The 16989-nt window shown below is 57.9% G+C and carries 13 protein-coding genes; 5 read left to right on the forward strand and 8 right to left on the reverse strand.

Annotated features, from left to right (window positions below; translation table 11 throughout):
* Positions 1-318 precede the first annotated feature (318 nt).
* The gene (locus tag KDX30_RS18255) at positions 319-1098 is read right to left on the reverse strand and encodes an exodeoxyribonuclease III (protein ID WP_027899864.1); all 780 of its coding nucleotides are present in this window, start codon (positions 1096-1098) and stop codon (positions 319-321) included.
* 82 nt (positions 1099-1180) lie between these two features.
* On the opposite strand from KDX30_RS18255, the gene pyrE reads away from it, so the two are divergent.
* Both pyrE and KDX30_RS18265 read left to right on the forward strand, forming a co-directional pair.
* Positions 1181-1822: an orotate phosphoribosyltransferase gene (pyrE, locus tag KDX30_RS18260; RefSeq protein WP_099270291.1), complete on the forward strand. Its 642-nt coding sequence runs from the start codon at positions 1181-1183 to the stop codon at positions 1820-1822.
* 48 nt (positions 1823-1870) lie between these two features.
* Positions 1871-2473, forward strand: a complete 603-nt coding sequence (locus tag KDX30_RS18265) for a hypothetical protein (RefSeq protein ID WP_027899862.1) — start codon at positions 1871-1873, stop codon at positions 2471-2473.
* Positions 2474-2752: 279 nt separating this feature from the next.
* On the opposite strand, the gene argB is transcribed toward KDX30_RS18265, so the two are convergent.
* From argB to coaBC, 4 genes are all read right to left on the reverse strand, one after another.
* Positions 2753-3658: an acetylglutamate kinase gene (gene argB / locus KDX30_RS18270; protein WP_027899861.1), complete on the reverse strand. Its 906-nt coding sequence runs from the start codon at positions 3656-3658 to the stop codon at positions 2753-2755.
* A gap of 28 nt (positions 3659-3686) precedes the next feature.
* Positions 3687-6284, reverse strand: coding sequence for a phosphomannomutase/phosphoglucomutase (locus KDX30_RS29585; RefSeq protein ID WP_319946090.1), 2598 nt, complete (start codon positions 6282-6284; stop codon positions 3687-3689).
* A gap of 98 nt (positions 6285-6382) precedes the next feature.
* Entirely contained in the window at positions 6383-6838 is a 456-nt protein-coding gene (gene dut / locus KDX30_RS18280; protein WP_095093254.1) for a dUTP diphosphatase, read from the reverse strand.
* Positions 6839-6844: 6 nt separating this feature from the next.
* The gene (gene coaBC / locus KDX30_RS18285) at positions 6845-8053 is read right to left on the reverse strand and encodes a bifunctional phosphopantothenoylcysteine decarboxylase/phosphopantothenate--cysteine ligase CoaBC (RefSeq protein WP_231677136.1); all 1209 of its coding nucleotides are present in this window, start codon (positions 8051-8053) and stop codon (positions 6845-6847) included.
* 132 nt (positions 8054-8185) lie between these two features.
* Between coaBC and radC the strand changes: the two genes are divergently transcribed.
* A complete protein-coding gene (radC, locus tag KDX30_RS18290) occupies positions 8186-8860 on the forward strand; it encodes a RadC family protein (RefSeq protein ID WP_122396640.1) in 675 nt (224 codons plus the stop codon).
* 108 nt (positions 8861-8968) lie between these two features.
* On the opposite strand, the gene KDX30_RS18295 is transcribed toward radC, so the two are convergent.
* Both KDX30_RS18295 and rep read right to left on the reverse strand, forming a co-directional pair.
* Positions 8969-9544 carry a xanthine phosphoribosyltransferase gene (locus KDX30_RS18295; protein ID WP_122806907.1) on the reverse strand — a complete coding sequence of 192 codons (576 nt, stop codon included), beginning with the start codon at positions 9542-9544 and terminating at the stop codon, positions 8969-8971.
* A 44-nt stretch (positions 9545-9588) separates the two neighbouring features.
* Entirely contained in the window at positions 9589-11598 is a 2010-nt protein-coding gene (gene rep, locus KDX30_RS18300; RefSeq protein ID WP_231677137.1) for a DNA helicase Rep, read from the reverse strand.
* 215 nt (positions 11599-11813) lie between these two features.
* Between rep and KDX30_RS18305 the strand changes: the two genes are divergently transcribed.
* Entirely contained in the window at positions 11814-13484 is a 1671-nt protein-coding gene (locus KDX30_RS18305) for a putative bifunctional diguanylate cyclase/phosphodiesterase (RefSeq protein ID WP_231677138.1), read from the forward strand.
* 994 nt (positions 13485-14478) lie between these two features.
* Here the strand turns inward: KDX30_RS18305 and KDX30_RS18310 are convergent.
* Positions 14479-15861 (reverse strand): NorM family multidrug efflux MATE transporter, encoded by a 1383-nt coding sequence (locus KDX30_RS18310; RefSeq protein WP_122396643.1) that lies wholly within the window; start codon positions 15859-15861, stop codon positions 14479-14481.
* A gap of 157 nt (positions 15862-16018) precedes the next feature.
* On the opposite strand from KDX30_RS18310, the gene KDX30_RS18315 reads away from it, so the two are divergent.
* Entirely contained in the window at positions 16019-16942 is a 924-nt protein-coding gene (locus tag KDX30_RS18315) for a LysR substrate-binding domain-containing protein (protein ID WP_095093248.1), read from the forward strand.
* Positions 16943-16989 lie beyond the last annotated feature (47 nt).

Here is a 16989-nt window from a genome sequence, read left to right on the forward strand (position 1 = left end):
GTGGATGTACCGACGTCTTCGCGAATGAATTCGCTCCCACCGGGATTGCGGGTCCCGACCCAAACGAAAAAGCCGACACCAAGTCGGCTTTTTTGTGGGCGATGGATGTAACAGTATCCGCTTACATCGCGGCTGACCAAATAGGCCTCGCGCCCACCCTGTGGGACCGAATTCATTCGGGAAGGCGATGTTTCCGACGATGCACATGCAGTGGATGTACCGACGTCTTCGCGAATGAATTCGCTCCCACCGGGATTGCGGGTCCCGACCCAAACGAAAAAGCCGACACGAAGTCGGCTTTTTTGTGGGTGGTGGATACTAGATCGTTAGCGTCCAGTCGTAATCCACTACCAGCGGTGCGTGCTGCGAGAAGCGTGGCTGACGTGGCAGACGCGCGCTACGCACGAAGCGTCGCAGGCCCGGTGTCAGCAACTGATAGTCGAAGCGCCAGCCGAGATTGAGCATCTCTGCCTGTTCGCTATCCGGCCACCAGCTGTACTGATCGCCTTCACGGCTGACTTCACGCAGGGCATCAACATAACCCATGGTGCCGACAATCTCGTCCATCCAGGCACGCTCGGGCGCGAGGAAGCCAGGAGATTGCTGGCTGTCACGCCAGTTCTTGATGTCGAGCTTCTGCTGCGCCACGTACAACGAGCCGCAATAGATGTACTCACGACGCTTGCGCCGCTGTTTATCCAGATATTTGCCGAAATCGTCCATGAGCTTGAATTTCTGATTCAAGTCTTCGTCGCCGTTCATTCCCGAAGGAAGCAGCAAGGTGGCAATACTGACTTTGTCGAAATCTGCTTGCAGGTAACGCCCGTAGCGGTCGGCTGTTTCAAAGCCAAGGCCGCTGATTACCGCCTTCGGTTGCAGCCGCGAGTAAAGCGCCACGCCACCTTGGGCCGGAACTTCAGCTTCGCACGCGTAAAGGAAATAGCCATCCAGCTGATAAGCTGGGTCGTCCAGTTCGAAGGCGGATGCGCGGGTGTCCTGAAGGCAGATGACGTCGGCATTCTGAGCCTGCAGCCAACTGAGCAAACCGCGCTCGACTGCCGCCTGAATGCCATTTACGTTCACACTGATGATCCGCATAAATGGCCCCAAAAATCACGTGCGTGTATGATACCCGAGCTCTACCTAATTAGCTAAATCCGTGGTATTCGGGGCTTTTTTCATGCAAGCGTATCAACGCGATTTCATTCGTTTTGCCATCGACCGTGGGGTTTTGCGGTTCGGTGAGTTCACTCTCAAGTCCGGTCGCACCAGTCCGTACTTCTTTAATGCGGGCCTGTTCAACAGCGGTTCGGCCCTTGCACAGCTGGGTCGTTTCTACGCCGCAGCGGTGGTCGAGAGTGGTATTTCCTTCGACGTACTGTTTGGCCCAGCCTATAAGGGGATTCCTCTGGCAGCCACAACAGCCGTGGCTTTGGCTGAACATCACGGGCGCGATTTGCCTTGGTGCTTCAACCGCAAAGAGGCCAAGGATCACGGTGAAGGCGGCAGTCTGGTCGGCGCACCACTGACCGGCAATGTGCTGATCATCGACGACGTGATCACCGCAGGCACCGCAATTCGCGAAGTCATGCAGATCATCAAAGGCCAGGAAGCGACTGCGGCGGGCGTGCTGATTGCACTCAACCGTCAGGAGCGCGGCAATGGCGAGCTGTCGGCCATTCAGGAAGTGGAACGCGATTTCGGGATCCCGGTCGTCAGCATCGTCTCGCTGAATCAGGTGCTGGAGTTCCTGGCCGACGATCCGCAACTCAAACAGCACCTGCCTGCTGTTGAGGCGTATCGGGCGCAGTTCGGGATCTAGGAGCGTCATGTCCGTCGCCATTCGGATTGAGATATCAAGGATGTTTGAATGACTAAGCCACGCTTGGTTTGCTTGCTGCTGTCCCTTGTAATCAGTCCGTTTGCAGCGATCCAGGCTGCTGACGCCCCGCAGCCGTTGCTCTATCGCTATGTTGATAGCCGCGGCGTGACGGTGCTGGATCGTCAGGGTGTACCACCCGAGTACGTTGCCAAGGGTTATGAGGTCCTCAATGCCCAAGGCCGCGTCGTGCAGGTGGTGCCGCCCCCGCCAACCGCCGATGAGGTCCATCAGGCCCAGGCGAAAAAGGCCCAGGCAAGCGCAGACGCGCAATTGCTCAATCTTTACAGCAATGTCGAAGATGTCGATCGCGCCAAGGCCCGCAAACTTTCCGAACTGGATGCCTTGATTGCCCTGGCGCAAGGCAATCTCAAAGGCCTGGACACGCAGCAGACTTCGTTACAGGGGCAGGCGGCGGATCTGGAGCGGGCCGGCAAACCGGTGCCTCAATCACTGATTGACCAGATGGGCGATCTCCGCGACCAGCAACATGACCTCGACCTGAATATACAGCGCTATCAACAAGCTCGCGCCCAGGCCGAGGCAGCGTTTACACAAGATCGCGCCCGGATTCAGCGACTGACAGCGCCCTGAGTTTCCAGCTCACACTCAATAAGCTGAAGTAGTGGATGTATTCATTGAGAGATGCCCAAGTGTCGATAGCACCCCGCTGTCTCGGCAAACATGGGCCTGTAGGAGCTGCCGAAGGCTGCGATCGCGATGTATCAGCAGAAATGCTTCGCAGCCTTCGGCAGCTCCTACAGAAAATGCATTTCAATCCAGTAGTTTGCATGTTGTCCGACCGCCAGCAACAACAGCCATAAAAAAACCCCGCCGGAAACCGGCAGGGCTTTCATGAAGCATCAAGCGTGATCAGTGACGTTTGCGATTACTGATAAGGGTACCTACACCGGTGTCGGTGAAGATTTCCAGCAGCACGGCATTTGGTACACGACCGTCAATGATGTGCGAGGTGGTCACGCCGCCTTGCACCGCTTCCAGCGCGCATTTGATCTTCGGCAGCATGCCGCCGTAGATCGTGCCATCGGCGATCAGGCCGTTGACTTGCTCGGTGGTCAAGCCGGTCAGTACCTGGCCTTGCTTGTCCATCAGGCCGGCAATGTTGGTCAGCAGCATCAGCTTTTCAGCCTTGAGGGCTTCAGCGACTTTGCCTGCCACCAGATCGGCGTTGATGTTGTAAGACTCGCCGTCTGCGCCCACGCCGATGGGCGCGATGACCGGGATGAAATCGCCTTTTACCAGCATGTTCAGCAAGTCGGTGTTGATACCGACTACTTCGCCGACGTGGCCGATATCGATGATTTCAGGCTTGGTCATTTCCGGCGTCTGACGTGTAACGGTCAGACGCTTGGCGCGAATCAGCTCGGCGTCTTTACCGGTCAGGCCGATGGCGCTGCCGCCATGACGGTTGATCAGATTGACGATGTCCTTGTTGACCTGGCCGCCGAGAACCATTTCCACCACATCCATGGTTTCCGCATCAGTGACACGCATACCATCGATGAAGTGACTCTCGATCGACAACCGCTTGAGCAGATCGCCGATCTGAGGCCCCCCGCCGTGAACCACCACCGGGTTGATGCCAACAGCCTTCATCAACACGATGTCGCGCGCAAAGCCGGTTTTCAGCTCGTCGCTCTCCATGGCGTTACCGCCGTACTTGATCACCAGCGTCTTGCCCACAAAGCGGCGAATGTAGGGGAGCGCTTCGGACAATACTTTGGCGATGTTGGCGGCGGAATCACGTTCGAGGGTCATTCAAGGCTCCAGTCAAAGGAAAAAACAATCAGAACGGAAGTTGAAGGTCCGGCGCAACCTTTTTCAGTTCGGCGTGGAACACATCCTTGATACGTTGCAGCTCGGCTTCGGTTTCGGCTTCAAAACGCAGCACCAGTACCGGTGTTGTGTTGGAAGCGCGCACCAGACCCCAGCCCTTCGGATAGTCCACTCGTACGCCGTCAATGGTGGTCAGCTTGGCATCGCCCCACTGAGCATCTTTCTCCAGAGCTTCTATGATGCTGAACTTGGTGGTGTCAGTCACTTTGATGTTGATTTCAGGCGTCGAAATGTCGTTCGGGAAGGTCTCGAACAGATCTTCAGCCGATTGCGACTCCTGACTGAGGATCTCCAGCAGGCGCGCAGCGCTGTAGATGCCGTCGTCAAAACCGAACCAACGCTCTTTGAAGAAGATGTGGCCGCTCATTTCGCCTGCGAGCAGCGCGCCGCTTTTCTTCATTTCTTTCTTGATCAACGAATGACCGGTCTTCCACATTACCGGGCGACCGCCATGCTGCTGAATCAAAGGTGTCAGACGACGGGTGCATTTGACGTCGAAAATGATGTCGGCACCCGGATTGCGCTTGAGCACGTCCAGCGCGAACAGCATCAGCAGACGGTCTGGGTAGACCACGTTGCCTTTGTTGGTGACAACGCCCACACGGTCGCCGTCGCCGTCGAAAGCCAGGCCCAGATCAGCGCCGGTTTCTTTAACCTTCGCGATCAGGTCCTGAAGGTTTTCCAGCTTGCCCGGATCCGGGTGATGGTTCGGGAAGTTGCCGTCCACTTCAGCAAACAGCGAAATCACTTCGCAGCCCAGCGCCTCGATGAGTTGCGGGGCGATGACACCGGCAGCGCCGTTGCCGCAGTCCACGACCACTTTCATCTTGCGGGCCATGACGATGTCTTCTTTGATCTGCTTGAAGTAGCGATCAAGGATGTCGACTTTAGTGATGCTGCCTTTGGCCGAAGTCAGATTGCCCGTCTTGATGCGCTCGTGCAGCGCCTGGATCTGCTCGTTGGCCAGGGTGTCGCCAGCGATAACGATTTTGAAACCGTTGTAATCCTTGGGGTTGTGGCTGCCGGTCAGCATCACACCGGTCTTGCCCGCCAACACGTTGGCCGCGTAGTACAAGGCAGGTGTTGGCACCAGGCCAACATCACTGACGTGACAACCGCTGTCGTGCAGACCTTGAATCAGTTGCTGGACCAACTCGGGGCCGGAAAGACGTCCATCGCGGCCAACGCTGACGTTGGGCTCGTTCTGGGCCAGGCTTTCGGAGCCAATGGCGCGACCAATCCAATACGCCGTTTCGGCGCTGAGGGTGTCACCCACGATGCCGCGGATGTCATAGGCGCGGAAGATATCGTCAGGAAATTTTGGTGCCACAGATGCTGGACTGCTCATAACTGGGGGGTGCTCCGATCTCAGGAAGTCCTGGTTTTCGTCGAGGATGTCGATATCGAGAATGTCGGTATCTTGAAACAGCGGATCGGTCCAGTCGTCACCAGTGGCGACGTGTGAAGCCGATGCTGAAGCACTGCGTGTCTTTAAGTCGGTCATCTTGGAGCCAGGAGCCGAGCCTGATCCATCCTTCTTATCAACGATTTCCGTTACCGGTTGTTGAAGGGAAGGTGAAAAACAGGCAAGACGTCTAGCCAGCCCATTGAGGACAGGCAGGCCCAAACCGAAGGGTTTGACGGCTTTTCCGCGAGAGAGTTCTTGAAGCAGCTGATCAAGTTGTCGGACGTCGGCGCAAATGGCCCGTTGCAGAGCCCTTTCATTGAGGTAAAGCCCCAGCAAAACACCGGCTAGAGCGACGAGTGCCGCCAGCGTCAGCAATAGCCAGGGAGGTGAGGAGTCCAGCGCCGGGCCGGGCGTGAACTCCAGCTTCCAGTTTGCATAGCCCGTTTCCAGCCGTTGTGGTTTGGCGCCATCCGCTTCGCCGCGCTGCAGCAAAACCTGCTCTGGACCATTACCAAACTGCTGAATCAAACGAATCTTGCCCGTCGATTCAGGCATGACGGGAAGCGCATCGAGCAATCGTTGCGGATCAAAGGCCAGCAATAGCGTGCCGCTGACCGGTGCAGACGGGTCAGAACGCAGCGGCGCGGCGCTGTAGATCATCCAGCGCTCGCCAACTGCGCGAGCCTCAGGCACAGGCTCCTCGCCGCGACTCACTTTGTTGAGCATGTCCAGCGTGGAGAAACTGACAGGCAACGCACCCTGGCTGCCCACTTCAGACATACCTGGTGGGTTGAGACGGGCGCCCAGTACGCCATCGCGAAAGCGCAGCCGGTTTTGCGCTTCGTCGATGAGAGCAGGGTTAGCGCTTTGCAAAGCCTGAAGGAGTGCAGGATCCCGGGCCGCGGCCTGAGTCTCGGCAACGATTTGCTTGAGAGCCCGCCCCATTGCCGAAGCCTGACTACCACCCCAGGCTTGCTCAAGGTGCTGACGCCCCTGAGGATTGCTGGTCAGGGCGAGATAGACCAGAGCGCTGGCAATGATCAGCGCGATCAGCGCAGGAAAAATGCCCGGAACCAGCACAGCCAGAGCTGGCGCCGGAGGCTGGGTATCGGATGTTGCATGCTGTTGGCTGCCTTGCACCTGAACGCTCCCCGGTCATTCATCCTGAAGCTGGACAGTCACTCACTCGATGCCGCAACAGCCCCAGGCTGCCCGGCATCCAGTCATCGGCTCAAAGGTCAGTGGCTGCCTGAGTGACCGAAACCGCCAGCACCACGTTGGCTTTCATCGAACTCTTCAACCAGTTCGAAATGCGCTTGCACCACCGGTACCAGCACCAGTTGGGCAATGCGCTCGCCTATAGAAATATTGAAAGCGGTCTGTCCCCGATTCCAGCAGGAGACCATCAGTTCGCCCTGGTAATCGGAGTCGATCAGACCCACCAGGTTACCCAAAACAATACCGTGTTTGTGACCAAGACCGGAGCGCGGCAGAATCAATGCCGCCAACCCTGGATCACCGATATAGATCGACAGGCCGGTCGGGATCAACAGTGTCTGGCCTGGTTCCAGGACAGTGTCCTCTTTGAGCATGGCGCGCAGGTCGAGCCCGGCGGAGCCAACAGTGGCATAGGCCGGCAAAGGAAATTCGCTGCCAATGCGAGGGTCGAGGATCTTGGCTTGTAGGGCGTGCATTCGTAATTAAACCTGGTTCATTCGTTCGGCGATAAAAGTGATCAGCTGGCGGGCAATCTTGCCCTTGCTGGTCTGGGCAAAAATCGTTGCATGCAGCGCGCGGTCGATCACGCTGCAAGCATTCTCTTCGCTGTTGAAGCCGATGCTGGGGTTGGCAACATCGTTGGCGACGATCAGATCAAGGTTCTTGTCCTTGAGCTTGCGTGCAGCATAGTCGAGCAAGTGTTCAGTTTCAGCGGCAAAGCCAACACTGAACGGGCGATCCGGGCGGGTAGCGATAGTCGCCAGGATGTCCGGGTTACGGACCATCTGCAGCAACAGGCCGTCACCCGTAGACGGATCCTTCTTGAGTTTGTGCGGGGCAACCACCTCAGGTCGGTAATCCGCGACCGCTGCGGAAGCGATGAACAGATCGCAGGGGATCGCAGCCTCACAGGCGGCCAGCATGTCCCGGGCGCTGACGACGTCGATGCGCGACACACGATCAGGCGTCGGCAGGTTAACCGGGCCGGTGATCAGCGTGACGCGTGCGCCAGCCTCGATCGCGGCCTCGGCCAGGGCAAAACCCATTTTGCCGGAGCTGTGATTGGTGATGTAACGCACCGGGTCGATGTTTTCCTGGGTCGGACCGGCCGTAATCAGCACGTGCTTGCCGGTCAAAGACAGACGCTGGAAGCAATCGGCGGCGGACTGGGCCAGATCATTGGGTTCAAGCATGCGCCCGAAGCCAACATCGCCACAGGCCTGACTGCCGGAAGCAGGGCCGAATATGCGGAAATCACGTTCTTCCAGCAAGCGGATGTTGGCCTGCACGGAAGCGTCGCGCCACATGGCCTGATTCATCGCCGGGGCAACGGCCACAATGGCGTCGGTGGCCAGAACAATCGTGGTCAGCAAATCGTTGGCAATACCTTGTGCCAAACGCGCAATAAGGTCTGCGGTGCCGGGTGCAATCAGGATCAGATCGGCCCATTTGGCCAGCTCGATATGCCCCATCGCCGCTTCTGCGGCCGGGTCTAGCAAATCCAGATGAACCGGATGCCCGGAAAGGGCCTGCATGGTCAGCGGAGTGATGAACTCGGCACCACCTCGGGTCATGACGACACGCACTTCAGCACCCTGGTCACGCAAGCGTCTCACCAGTTCTGCGCTCTTGTAGGCCGCGATACCGCCGCCAACGCCAAGAACGATGCGTTTCCGATACAGCCGCTGCATAGGCCTGCCTTTTAGTCGAGTGGTACGCGGCGGCGATGGGCGTTTCCCAGGCCGATCGCCGCGCAAAAAAGATGGGCTAAGATAGCACAGCGACCGTGCTGGAACAGCGGTCCCCACACACATGGAGGTGGTATGAGTATTCGCAACTGGCCTGAGGCCGAACGCCCGCGTGAGCGGCTACTGGAGCTGGGTTCGGCGAGCCTGTCCGACGCAGAGCTGCTGGCTATTTTCCTGCGTACCGGTGTGGCCGGAAAAAGCGCTGTAGACCTCGCCCGATACCTGTTGAATCAATTCGGTGGGCTGCGACCGTTACTGGATGCTGACCTGACCATGTTCAGCTCACATCTGGGGCTTGGGCCTGCCAAATTCGCGCAGTTGCAGGCCGTCATGGAAATGGCTCGCCGACACATGGCGGAAAGCCTGAGGCGCGACTCTGCTCTGGAAAGCCCGGAGCAGGTGCGCAACTACCTCAAGGCGCTGTTACGCCATGAACCCCATGAGGTGTTTGGCTGCCTGTTTCTGGACAACAAGCATCGGGTTCAGACTTTCGAAATCCTGTTCCACGGTTCGATCAACAGCGCCCACGTGCATCCTCGGCAAGTGGTCAAGCGCGCCCTGGCCCATAACTCAGCCAGCCTGATCCTCTGCCATAACCACCCCTCGGGCGTCACCGACGCCAGCCAGGCCGATATCGACCTGACCAAACGCCTGCGCGATGCGTTGTGGCTGATCGACGTAAAGGTGCTGGATCACCTGATCATCGGCGACGGTGACCCGCTGTCGATGGTGGAGTGCGGGTTGATGTAGTTCTACCCACTGTAGGAGCGCGCTTGCCCGCGATTCGGCATGGCAGTCGATACCTTAATATCTGGCAGGACGCCATCGCGGGCAAGCGCGCTCCTACAGAAATACGTGCTACTCATTAACAAACGTTACAACCCCATCCGCCAGGGATTTAACCCGCGCCAGGGACTCGACACGATAGCCCTGTGCGTCCAGTTCGGCGCGGCCGCCCTGGAAGGACTTTTCGATCACGATGCCCAGCCCGGCGACCGTTGCGCCTGCTTGCTTGATGATGGAAATCAGCGCCTGAGACGCTTTTCCGTTAGCCAGAAAGTCATCAATGATCAGCACGTTATCGCTGCTGTTGAGATGACGAGGCGAGATCGCTACCGTGCTTTCGGTCTGTTTGGTGAACGAATACACCGTGGCCAGCAGCAGGTTTTCGGTCAGGGTCAGCGACTGATGCTTGCGGGCGAAAATTACCGGCACACCCAGTTTCAAACCGGTCATCACCGCAGGCGCAATACCTGAGGCCTCAATGGTAACGATCTTGGTCACGCCCGAATCCGCGAACAGCGCCGCAAACTCGTCGCCAATCTGCTGCATCAGCACCGGGTCGATCTGATGATTGAGAAAAGCGTCGACTTTCAATACCTGATCGGAAAGTACGATGCCTTCTGCGCGAATCTTCTGATGCAATGCTTCCACGTTGCTTCCTCGGGTGCGCGAATCTGCGCAATCAATAGTAAAAATTACTTTTTCAACATCGCGCGGATGTCCGCCAATGCGGTATTACCGCGCACTGCCTTCACTTCGGTCGGGGTGTCGTCATTGCCTTCCCAGGCCAGGTCGTCGGGCGGCAGTTCATCAAGGAAGCGGCTTGGCGAGCAGTCGATGATCTCACCGTACTGCTTGCGCTTGGCAGCAAAGGTAAACGCCAGGGTCTGACGCGCACGGGTGATGCCCACGTAAGCCAGACGGCGCTCTTCCTCGATGGTATCGGCTTCGATACTGGAGCGGTGAGGGAGAATTTCCTCTTCCATGCCCATGATGAACACGTACGGAAACTCCAGGCCTTTGGAAGCATGCAGAGTCATCATCTGCACGCCTTCCGCGCCGTCCTCTTCTTCCTGCTGACGCTCGAGCATGTCACGCAAGACCAGCTTGCCGATGGCTTCTTCGATGGTCATTTCACCTTCTTCGTCTTTCTCGAGGGTGTTTTTCAACGCCTCGATCAAGAACCAGACGTTGCCCATGCGGTAGTCGGCAGCCTTGTCGCTGGAGCTGTTCTGGCGCAGCCAGTTCTCGTAATCGATGTCCATGACCATGCTGCGCAGCGCGGCAATCGGATCGTTCTGCGCGCACTGCTGACGTACGCCGTCCATCCAGCGCTTGAAGCGCTGCAAGCGGTCGGTGTAACGGCTGTCCAGATGCTCGCCCAGGCCAATTTCGTCGGTGGCGGCGTACATCGAGATTTTTCGCTCGGTGGCGTAATTGCCGAGCTTTTCCAGGGTAGTGGAGCCGATTTCCCGGCGCGGCACGTTGATCACCCGCAGGAAGGCGTTGTCGTCATCCGGGTTAACCAGCAAGCGGAAGTAGGCCATCAGGTCTTTAACTTCCTGACGTCCGAAGAAGCTGTTACCGCCGGACAGGCGATACGGCACCTGGTGATGCTGCAACTTCAACTCGATCAGCTTGGCCTGATAGTTACCGCGATAGAGGATCGCAAAATCGCTGTAAGGCCGATCAGTACGCAAGTGCAGGCTGAGGATTTCAACAGCCACGCGCTCGGCCTCGGCGTCTTCGTTGCGGCAACGAATCACACGAATTTCATCGCCGTGCCCCATCTCACTCCACAGCTGTTTTTCGAACTCGTGAGGGTTGTTGGAAATGAGCACGTTGGCGCAGCGCAAGATACGGCTGGTCGAGCGGTAGTTCTGCTCCAGCATGACCACCTTCAGCGACGGGTAGTCTTCCTTGAGCAACATCAGGTTTTCCGGACGCGCCCCGCGCCAGGCATAGATCGACTGGTCGTCGTCGCCTACCACGGTGAACTGATTGCGCACGCCGATCAGCAGCTTCACCAGCAGATACTGGCTGGCGTTGGTGTCCTGATATTCGTCCACCAACAGATAGCGGACCTTGTTCTGCCACTTCTCCAGAATGTCGGCATGTTCCTGAAACAGCTTTACCGGCAACAGAATCAGATCGTCGAAGTCCACTGCGTTGTACGCCTTGAGCGTGCGCTGATAGTGGGTGTAAACGATGGCAGCGGTCTGTTCCTTGGGGTTGCGGGCTTCTTCCAGCGCTTGCGCAGGCAGGATCAGGTCGTTTTTCCAGGAGCCGATCATGTTCTTGATCTCGTCGACGCCGTCGTCGCCCGAGTATTCCTTCTGCATGATGTCGGTCATCAGGGCTTTAACGTCGGTCTCGTCGAAGATCGAGAAGCCCGGCTTGTACCCCAGCCGTGCGTGTTCCTTGCGGATGACGTTCAGCCCCAGGTTGTGAAACGTCGATACGGTCAAGCCGCGACCTTCGCCAGCGCGCAGCAGGGTACCCACCCGCTCCTTCATCTCCCGGGCGGCCTTGTTGGTAAAGGTCATGGCGACGATGTACTGGGCGCGGATCCCGCAATTCTGGATCAGGTGGGCGATCTTGCGAGTGATCACGCTGGTCTTGCCGGAGCCTGCACCGGCGAGCACCAAAAGAGGGCCGCCGACGTAGTTCACGGCTTCTTGTTGCCGAGGATTGAGTCGGGACATGAAAAAAAGAGTCACTAACGAAATGGGCGGGCATTTTAGCAGGCTATGGCGATTGTGCAGCGACCGTCTGCCAATGAGTGAGGTCTTATATCGCCCGCTGCTATCTAATTTTTTTGGTTTTGTTACATTTGCTTATCCGAATGCTGAACTAACGCTCTGTTTTGCCCCTTATTCCGGGCCTTCTGTTTGTCTCTTTTCGAGTCTAGGGAGCTAGCTTGCCTACGCCTGTCCAACCCTTGCGGTTGTTAGTGCTGGCCCACGAGCCGGAATGGCTGGTATTGCTTCGCAGTTGCCTCACGCAAGAGCAGAATCAGGCAAATCCGTTGTTCTTTTCGCACTGGAACGATATTAACGCCGCACTGGTTGATGACCACCATACGGTATTACTGACCACTCCAGAGCTCCAGCCTCCGCCCGGCCGCTGCAACCTGCCGGTGGTCATGCTGCTTGAAGAAGAGCCACTGATCGCGCCGCTTGGCGCCAGTGACTGGTTGATTCGCAGCGAAATGACGCCCGCAGCACTGCGCAACTGCCTGCGCCACGTGGGCGAGCGCGCGCTGCTGGAAAACACCCTGCAACGCCTGGCCGAGCAAGACACACTGACCGGCATCGCCAACCGCCAGGGTTTCCAGACCCTGCTGGCAGCGCGCCTGCTGGACAACGACGGTCGTGGCCTGGCGCTGGGCCATCTGGACCTGGATAACTTCCGCCGCGCCAACGATGCACTGGGCCATCAAGCCGGGGACCGCCTGATTTTGCAGGTAGTGGCGCGACTCAAAAGCCAGATGGAAGTCGGCGACCAGATTGCCCGACTGGGCAGCGATGAATTTGCACTGCTGATCGATACCCGCCGCGCACCGGAGCGCGCCGAGTGGATGGCCGAACGCATCACCGAAGCCTTGTCCGAGCCTTACTGGGTTGACGGCGAAAGTCTGCTCATCGGCTGCAGCCTGGGGATCGCTCATTCCCGCGCAGAAGCAGGCGCTGATCCGCTGATGTGGCATGCACATATCGCGATGCAGCAAGCCAAAGGCATTCAGGGCTGCACCTTTCATATCTTCAACGACCGGCTCAATCGCAACGCCCGTAGCCTCGCCGATCTGGAAGGCGAGTTGCGCCGCGCGTTGCGACGCGATGAGCTGGAGTTGCACTACCAACCGCGGCTCTGCCTGACCAGCGGCCGCATCGTCGGCCTCGAAGCGCTGGTCCGCTGGCGACACCTGGAGCGAGGCTTGCTGCCACCCAGCGAGTTCGTGCCGCTGGCGGAACAAAGCGGGCTGATCGTGCCATTGGGCTATTGGGTGATATCCCGGGCTCTGCGCGATATGCAGGGGTTGCTGGAAAATGGTCTGCCGCAACTGCACATGGCGATTAACCTGTCATTCCGCCAGTTTCAGGACAACCAGCTGCTGACGACATTAGGCCGATTGATTGCCGAGCGGGGCATTGATGCGCAATGGCTGGAATTCGAACTGACTGAAACTGCCGTTATGCGCCGCAGCGATCTGGTCAAACAAACCATGGATGCGCTTGGACGCCTGGGGGTCCGCTTCTCACTGGATGATTTCGGCACAGGGTTTTCGTCGTTCGTGCACCTCAACAACCTGCCAATCGCGCTGCTGAAGATCGATAAAAGCTTCGTCGGCGAGATGGAACAGCGCGAAGAAAATCGCAAGCTGGTCCACGCCATGATCAACCTGGCTCACAACCTGAGCCTTGAAGTGGTGGCCGAAGGTGTCGAAACCGCTCAGCAGCTGGCGCTGTTACGCGGTTTTGGCTGTGATCAGGTTCAGGGCTACCTGATCAGCAAACCGCTGCCGCTGCCGGAGTTGATCAAGTACCTGAAGCGGGACAAGCAAGCGCCAGAGGCGTTGAGCCGGGTTTGATTTCCGGGCTACCTGTCACCGGATTGGACTGCAAGCGCACATACCGGTGGGAGCGAATTCATTCGCGAAGGGGCCGGTACATCCGTACCTTGTGTATCGCTTGAGATACCGCCTTCCCGAATGAATTCGGTCCCACAGGTTTGATGTAGCGCCCGTGATTTGGACCAGGCGCTCTCACGAAATCCTTTGATCTGCCTGCGGACACTTCTTCTGTGGCAGATACTATGTCTGTTCCCGGTGGGAGCGAATTCATTCGCGAAGGGGCCGGTACATCCGCACCTTGTGTATCGCCTGAAATACCGCCTTCCCGAATGAGTTCGGTCCCACAGGTTTGATGTAGCACCCGGGATTTGAGCCAGACGCCCTCACGGGGTGCCTGGAAAGCCTTGATGTACCTGCGGACGCGTCTTCTGTAGCAGATGCTATGTCTGTTCCCGGTGGGCGAATTCATTCGCGAAGGGGCCGGCACATCCGCACCTTGTGTATCGCCTGAAATACCGCCTTCCCGAATGAATTCGGTCCCACAGGGTTGATGTAGCACCCGTGATTTGAGCCAGGCGCTCTTACGGGGTGCCTGGAAAGCCTTTGATCTACCTGCGGACGCGTCTTCTGTGGCAGATGCTATGTCTGTTCCCGGTGGGAGCGAATTCATTCGCGAAGGGGCCGGTACATCCGTACCTTGTGTATCGCTTGAGATACCGCCTTCCCGAATGAATTCGGTCCCACAGGTTTGATGTAGCGCCCCTGATTTGGACCAGGCGCTCTCACGAAAGCCTTTGATCTGCCTGCGGACGCGTCTTCTGTGGCAGATGCTATGTCTGTTCCCGGTGGGAGCGAATTCATTCGCGAAGGGGCCGGTACATCCGCACCTTGTGTAGCGCTTGATATACCGCCTTCCCGAATGAATTCGGTCCCACAGGTTCCGTGTGAGTTTAGAGTTTTAAGTGTTGTCTGTTTGGTCCATTACAGCGGTAGCAGACAACATCAAACATCCTCACCCCATCACCGGCACCGCCGCAGCTTCCCGGCGCAATAACCGCGAGGTCTTTCTTTCGAAGGCAAAGGTCAGCGCAATCGCTGAGCACAGCAGCCCCAACGCCAGCCCCCACCAGACGCCCTCGGCACCGTGGTTGGTGTAGAAACCAAATATCCACGCCGCCGGGGCCGCCACTAGCCAGTAACTGGCAAGCCCGATAAGGAAGGTGGTGCGGGCATCCTTGAAGCCACGGATCGCGCCCATGGCGATGGTTTGCGCACCGTCCAGAATTTCAAACCAGGCGGCAATCGCCAGCAACTTGACCGTCAGTTCTACAATCTCGGCGAATTTCGGATCCTTGATATCAAGGAATAGCCCGATCACCAGATGCGGCGCCAGCCAGAACAGCATGCCGAACATCAGCATGACCAATGAGCCAAAGATAATCCCCGCACGCCCGGCAGTGCGAGCCAGCAGCAGATTGCCCGCGCCATAGTGCAGACCAATGCGCATGGTCACTGCGTAGGAAATCCCCACCGGAATCATGAACGCCATCGACACCGACTGCAGGGCGATCTGGTGCGCCGCCATTTGCGCACTGCCCATCGCACCCATGCAAAACGCCGCAAAAGTAAACAGACCAACCTCAACCGCGTAGGTCCCGCCAATGGGCAAGCCCAGCTTCCACAGCTCTTTGAGATGACTGCGCGACAGCTGCCAGAAACCTTCGCGGATCGGGTAGGCCGCGTAGACCGGATGGCGACGGATATGCAGGGCGAGAATCAACGCCATACCATTGGTGACCACCGCAGTAACCAGGCCAATACCCATCAGGCCCAGATTGGGCAGCCCGAACATCTGATGGATAAGGGCGTAGTTGAGGACGAAATTGGCAATCGCGCCACCCACGCTGATTGCCATGACCGGGCCTGCACGCCCCAACGCACTGGTAAAACCGCGCAAGGCCATGAACGTCAGCAAGCCGGGTAACGCCAGCGGCAAGGTGATCAAAAATTGACCGGCCATATGCACGTTGGATTCGGTCTGGCCGAAGTGCAAGAGGATTGGCTCGAGGTTCCACAGGATCAGCATGGCGATCAATGCCATGCCCCACGCCAGCCAGACACCGGCCTGAACCAGTTGCGCGGCGCCTTTGCTGTCTCCTGCACCATGACGGATGGCGACCAGCGTACCGACAGCGGCCATGACCCCAACACAGAAGAACGAAATAAAGTTGTAAGTGGCCGCGCCCAAACCGCCGCCCGCCAAGGCTTCCGGGCCAATGTGGCCCATCATCACCGTGTCGGTGAAAACCATGACCATGTGCGCCATCTGTGAAGCGATCAGCGGCCCGGCAAGGCGCAGGATGATCCAGAGTTCTTTGATGGCAGGTTGTTGCATGGCGCGACGCTCGATTTCAGGGGGCAGTTATGAGCCGCCCATTCTCGGTACTTAAGGGGACGAGCACAAAGGGATAATAAAGATCGTTAGCATGAGTAAAACTCATCTGTTAGTTTTTTAGCTAAAATCGCCATCCCCCGCGGTAGGAGCGTTCTGAATGCCTCGCAGTCTTCCTCCTCTTTATGCATTGCGCGCATTTGAAGCGGCGGCGAGGCACAGCTCATTCACGCGGGCAGCCGAAGAACTGTCGATCACCCAAAGTGCTGTCAGTCGGCACATTCGTACCCTTGAAGAACACTTTGCCTGCCGACTGTTTCAGCGCATCGGTCGTAACATCCAGCTGACCGAAGCCGCGCGGACCTTGTTGCCCGGCGTGCGCGATGGCTTCTCTTCACTGGAACGCGCCTGCAACACGCTCTCCGTCGATGAAGGGATCTTGCGTATGAAAGCGCCGCCGACCCTGACCATGCGCTGGCTATTGGCGCGGCTCAGTCGCTTTCGCCACCTGCAGGCAGGCAACGAAGTGCAGTTGACCAGTGCGTGGATGGAAATAGATGTGGTGGACTTCAGTCACGAGCCGTTCGACTGCGCCGTGCTGCTCAGTCGTGGCCATCTCCCCGCTGAGTGGGAGGCAATACGCTTGTTCCCGGAATTGCTGATTCCCGTCGGAGCGCCGAATCTGGTCGACGATCAGCCTTGGGATATCCAACGCCTGGCCAGCGCAGAATTGCTGCACCCGACGCCAGACCGCAGGGACTGGCGCAGTTGGCTTGAGCGCACGGGCTTATCAGAACAGGTTTCACTTAAAGGCGGACAAGTGTTCGACACACTGGAACTGGGCATGATTGCCGCCGCCCGGGGTTATGGCGTCTCCATGGGGGACCTGCTCATGGTCGCCGAAGATGTTGCCCAGAATCGTTTGAGTCTGCCGTGGCGTACCGCTGTTTATAGCGGCGAAGATTATTACCTGGTCTGGCCCAGAACCCGACCCGGCAGCGAACGCCTGCGCCGGTTGGGAGATTTCCTGCAAAGCGAGGTCAACGCCATGGAATTACCTGAGGTGCAAATCCTCAAGGGATAGTGGCATTGCGACACATGCCGTAAACTAGTCGGCTAATTCCGGGAACG

The organism is Pseudomonas quasicaspiana, from assembly GCF_021147825.1.
GTDB classification, from domain to species: Bacteria; Pseudomonadota; Gammaproteobacteria; order Pseudomonadales; family Pseudomonadaceae; genus Aquipseudomonas; species Aquipseudomonas quasicaspiana.

What these genes read in the sequence shown, in the direction of transcription:
- coaBC (WP_231677136.1), bottom strand. Translation starts at nt 8,053, where the DNA reads ATGCAGCGGCTGTATCGGAAACGCATCGTTCTTGGCGTTGGCGGCGGT.
- rep (WP_231677137.1), bottom strand. Translation starts at nt 11,598, where the DNA reads ATGTCCCGACTCAATCCTCGGCAACAAGAAGCCGTGAACTACGTCGGC.
- KDX30_RS18310 (WP_122396643.1), bottom strand. Translation starts at nt 15,861, where the DNA reads ATGCAACAACCTGCCATCAAAGAACTCTGGATCATCCTGCGCCTTGCC.
- KDX30_RS18255 (WP_027899864.1), bottom strand. Translation starts at nt 1,098, where the DNA reads ATGCGGATCATCAGTGTGAACGTAAATGGCATTCAGGCGGCAGTCGAG.
- KDX30_RS18315 (WP_095093248.1), top strand. Translation starts at nt 16,019, where the DNA reads ATGCCTCGCAGTCTTCCTCCTCTTTATGCATTGCGCGCATTTGAAGCG.
- KDX30_RS18265 (WP_027899862.1), top strand. Translation starts at nt 1,871, where the DNA reads ATGACTAAGCCACGCTTGGTTTGCTTGCTGCTGTCCCTTGTAATCAGT.
- pyrE (WP_099270291.1), top strand. Translation starts at nt 1,181, where the DNA reads ATGCAAGCGTATCAACGCGATTTCATTCGTTTTGCCATCGACCGTGGG.
- radC (WP_122396640.1), top strand. Translation starts at nt 8,186, where the DNA reads ATGAGTATTCGCAACTGGCCTGAGGCCGAACGCCCGCGTGAGCGGCTA.
- argB (WP_027899861.1), bottom strand. Translation starts at nt 3,658, where the DNA reads ATGACCCTCGAACGTGATTCCGCCGCCAACATCGCCAAAGTATTGTCC.
- dut (WP_095093254.1), bottom strand. Translation starts at nt 6,838, where the DNA reads ATGCACGCCCTACAAGCCAAGATCCTCGACCCTCGCATTGGCAGCGAA.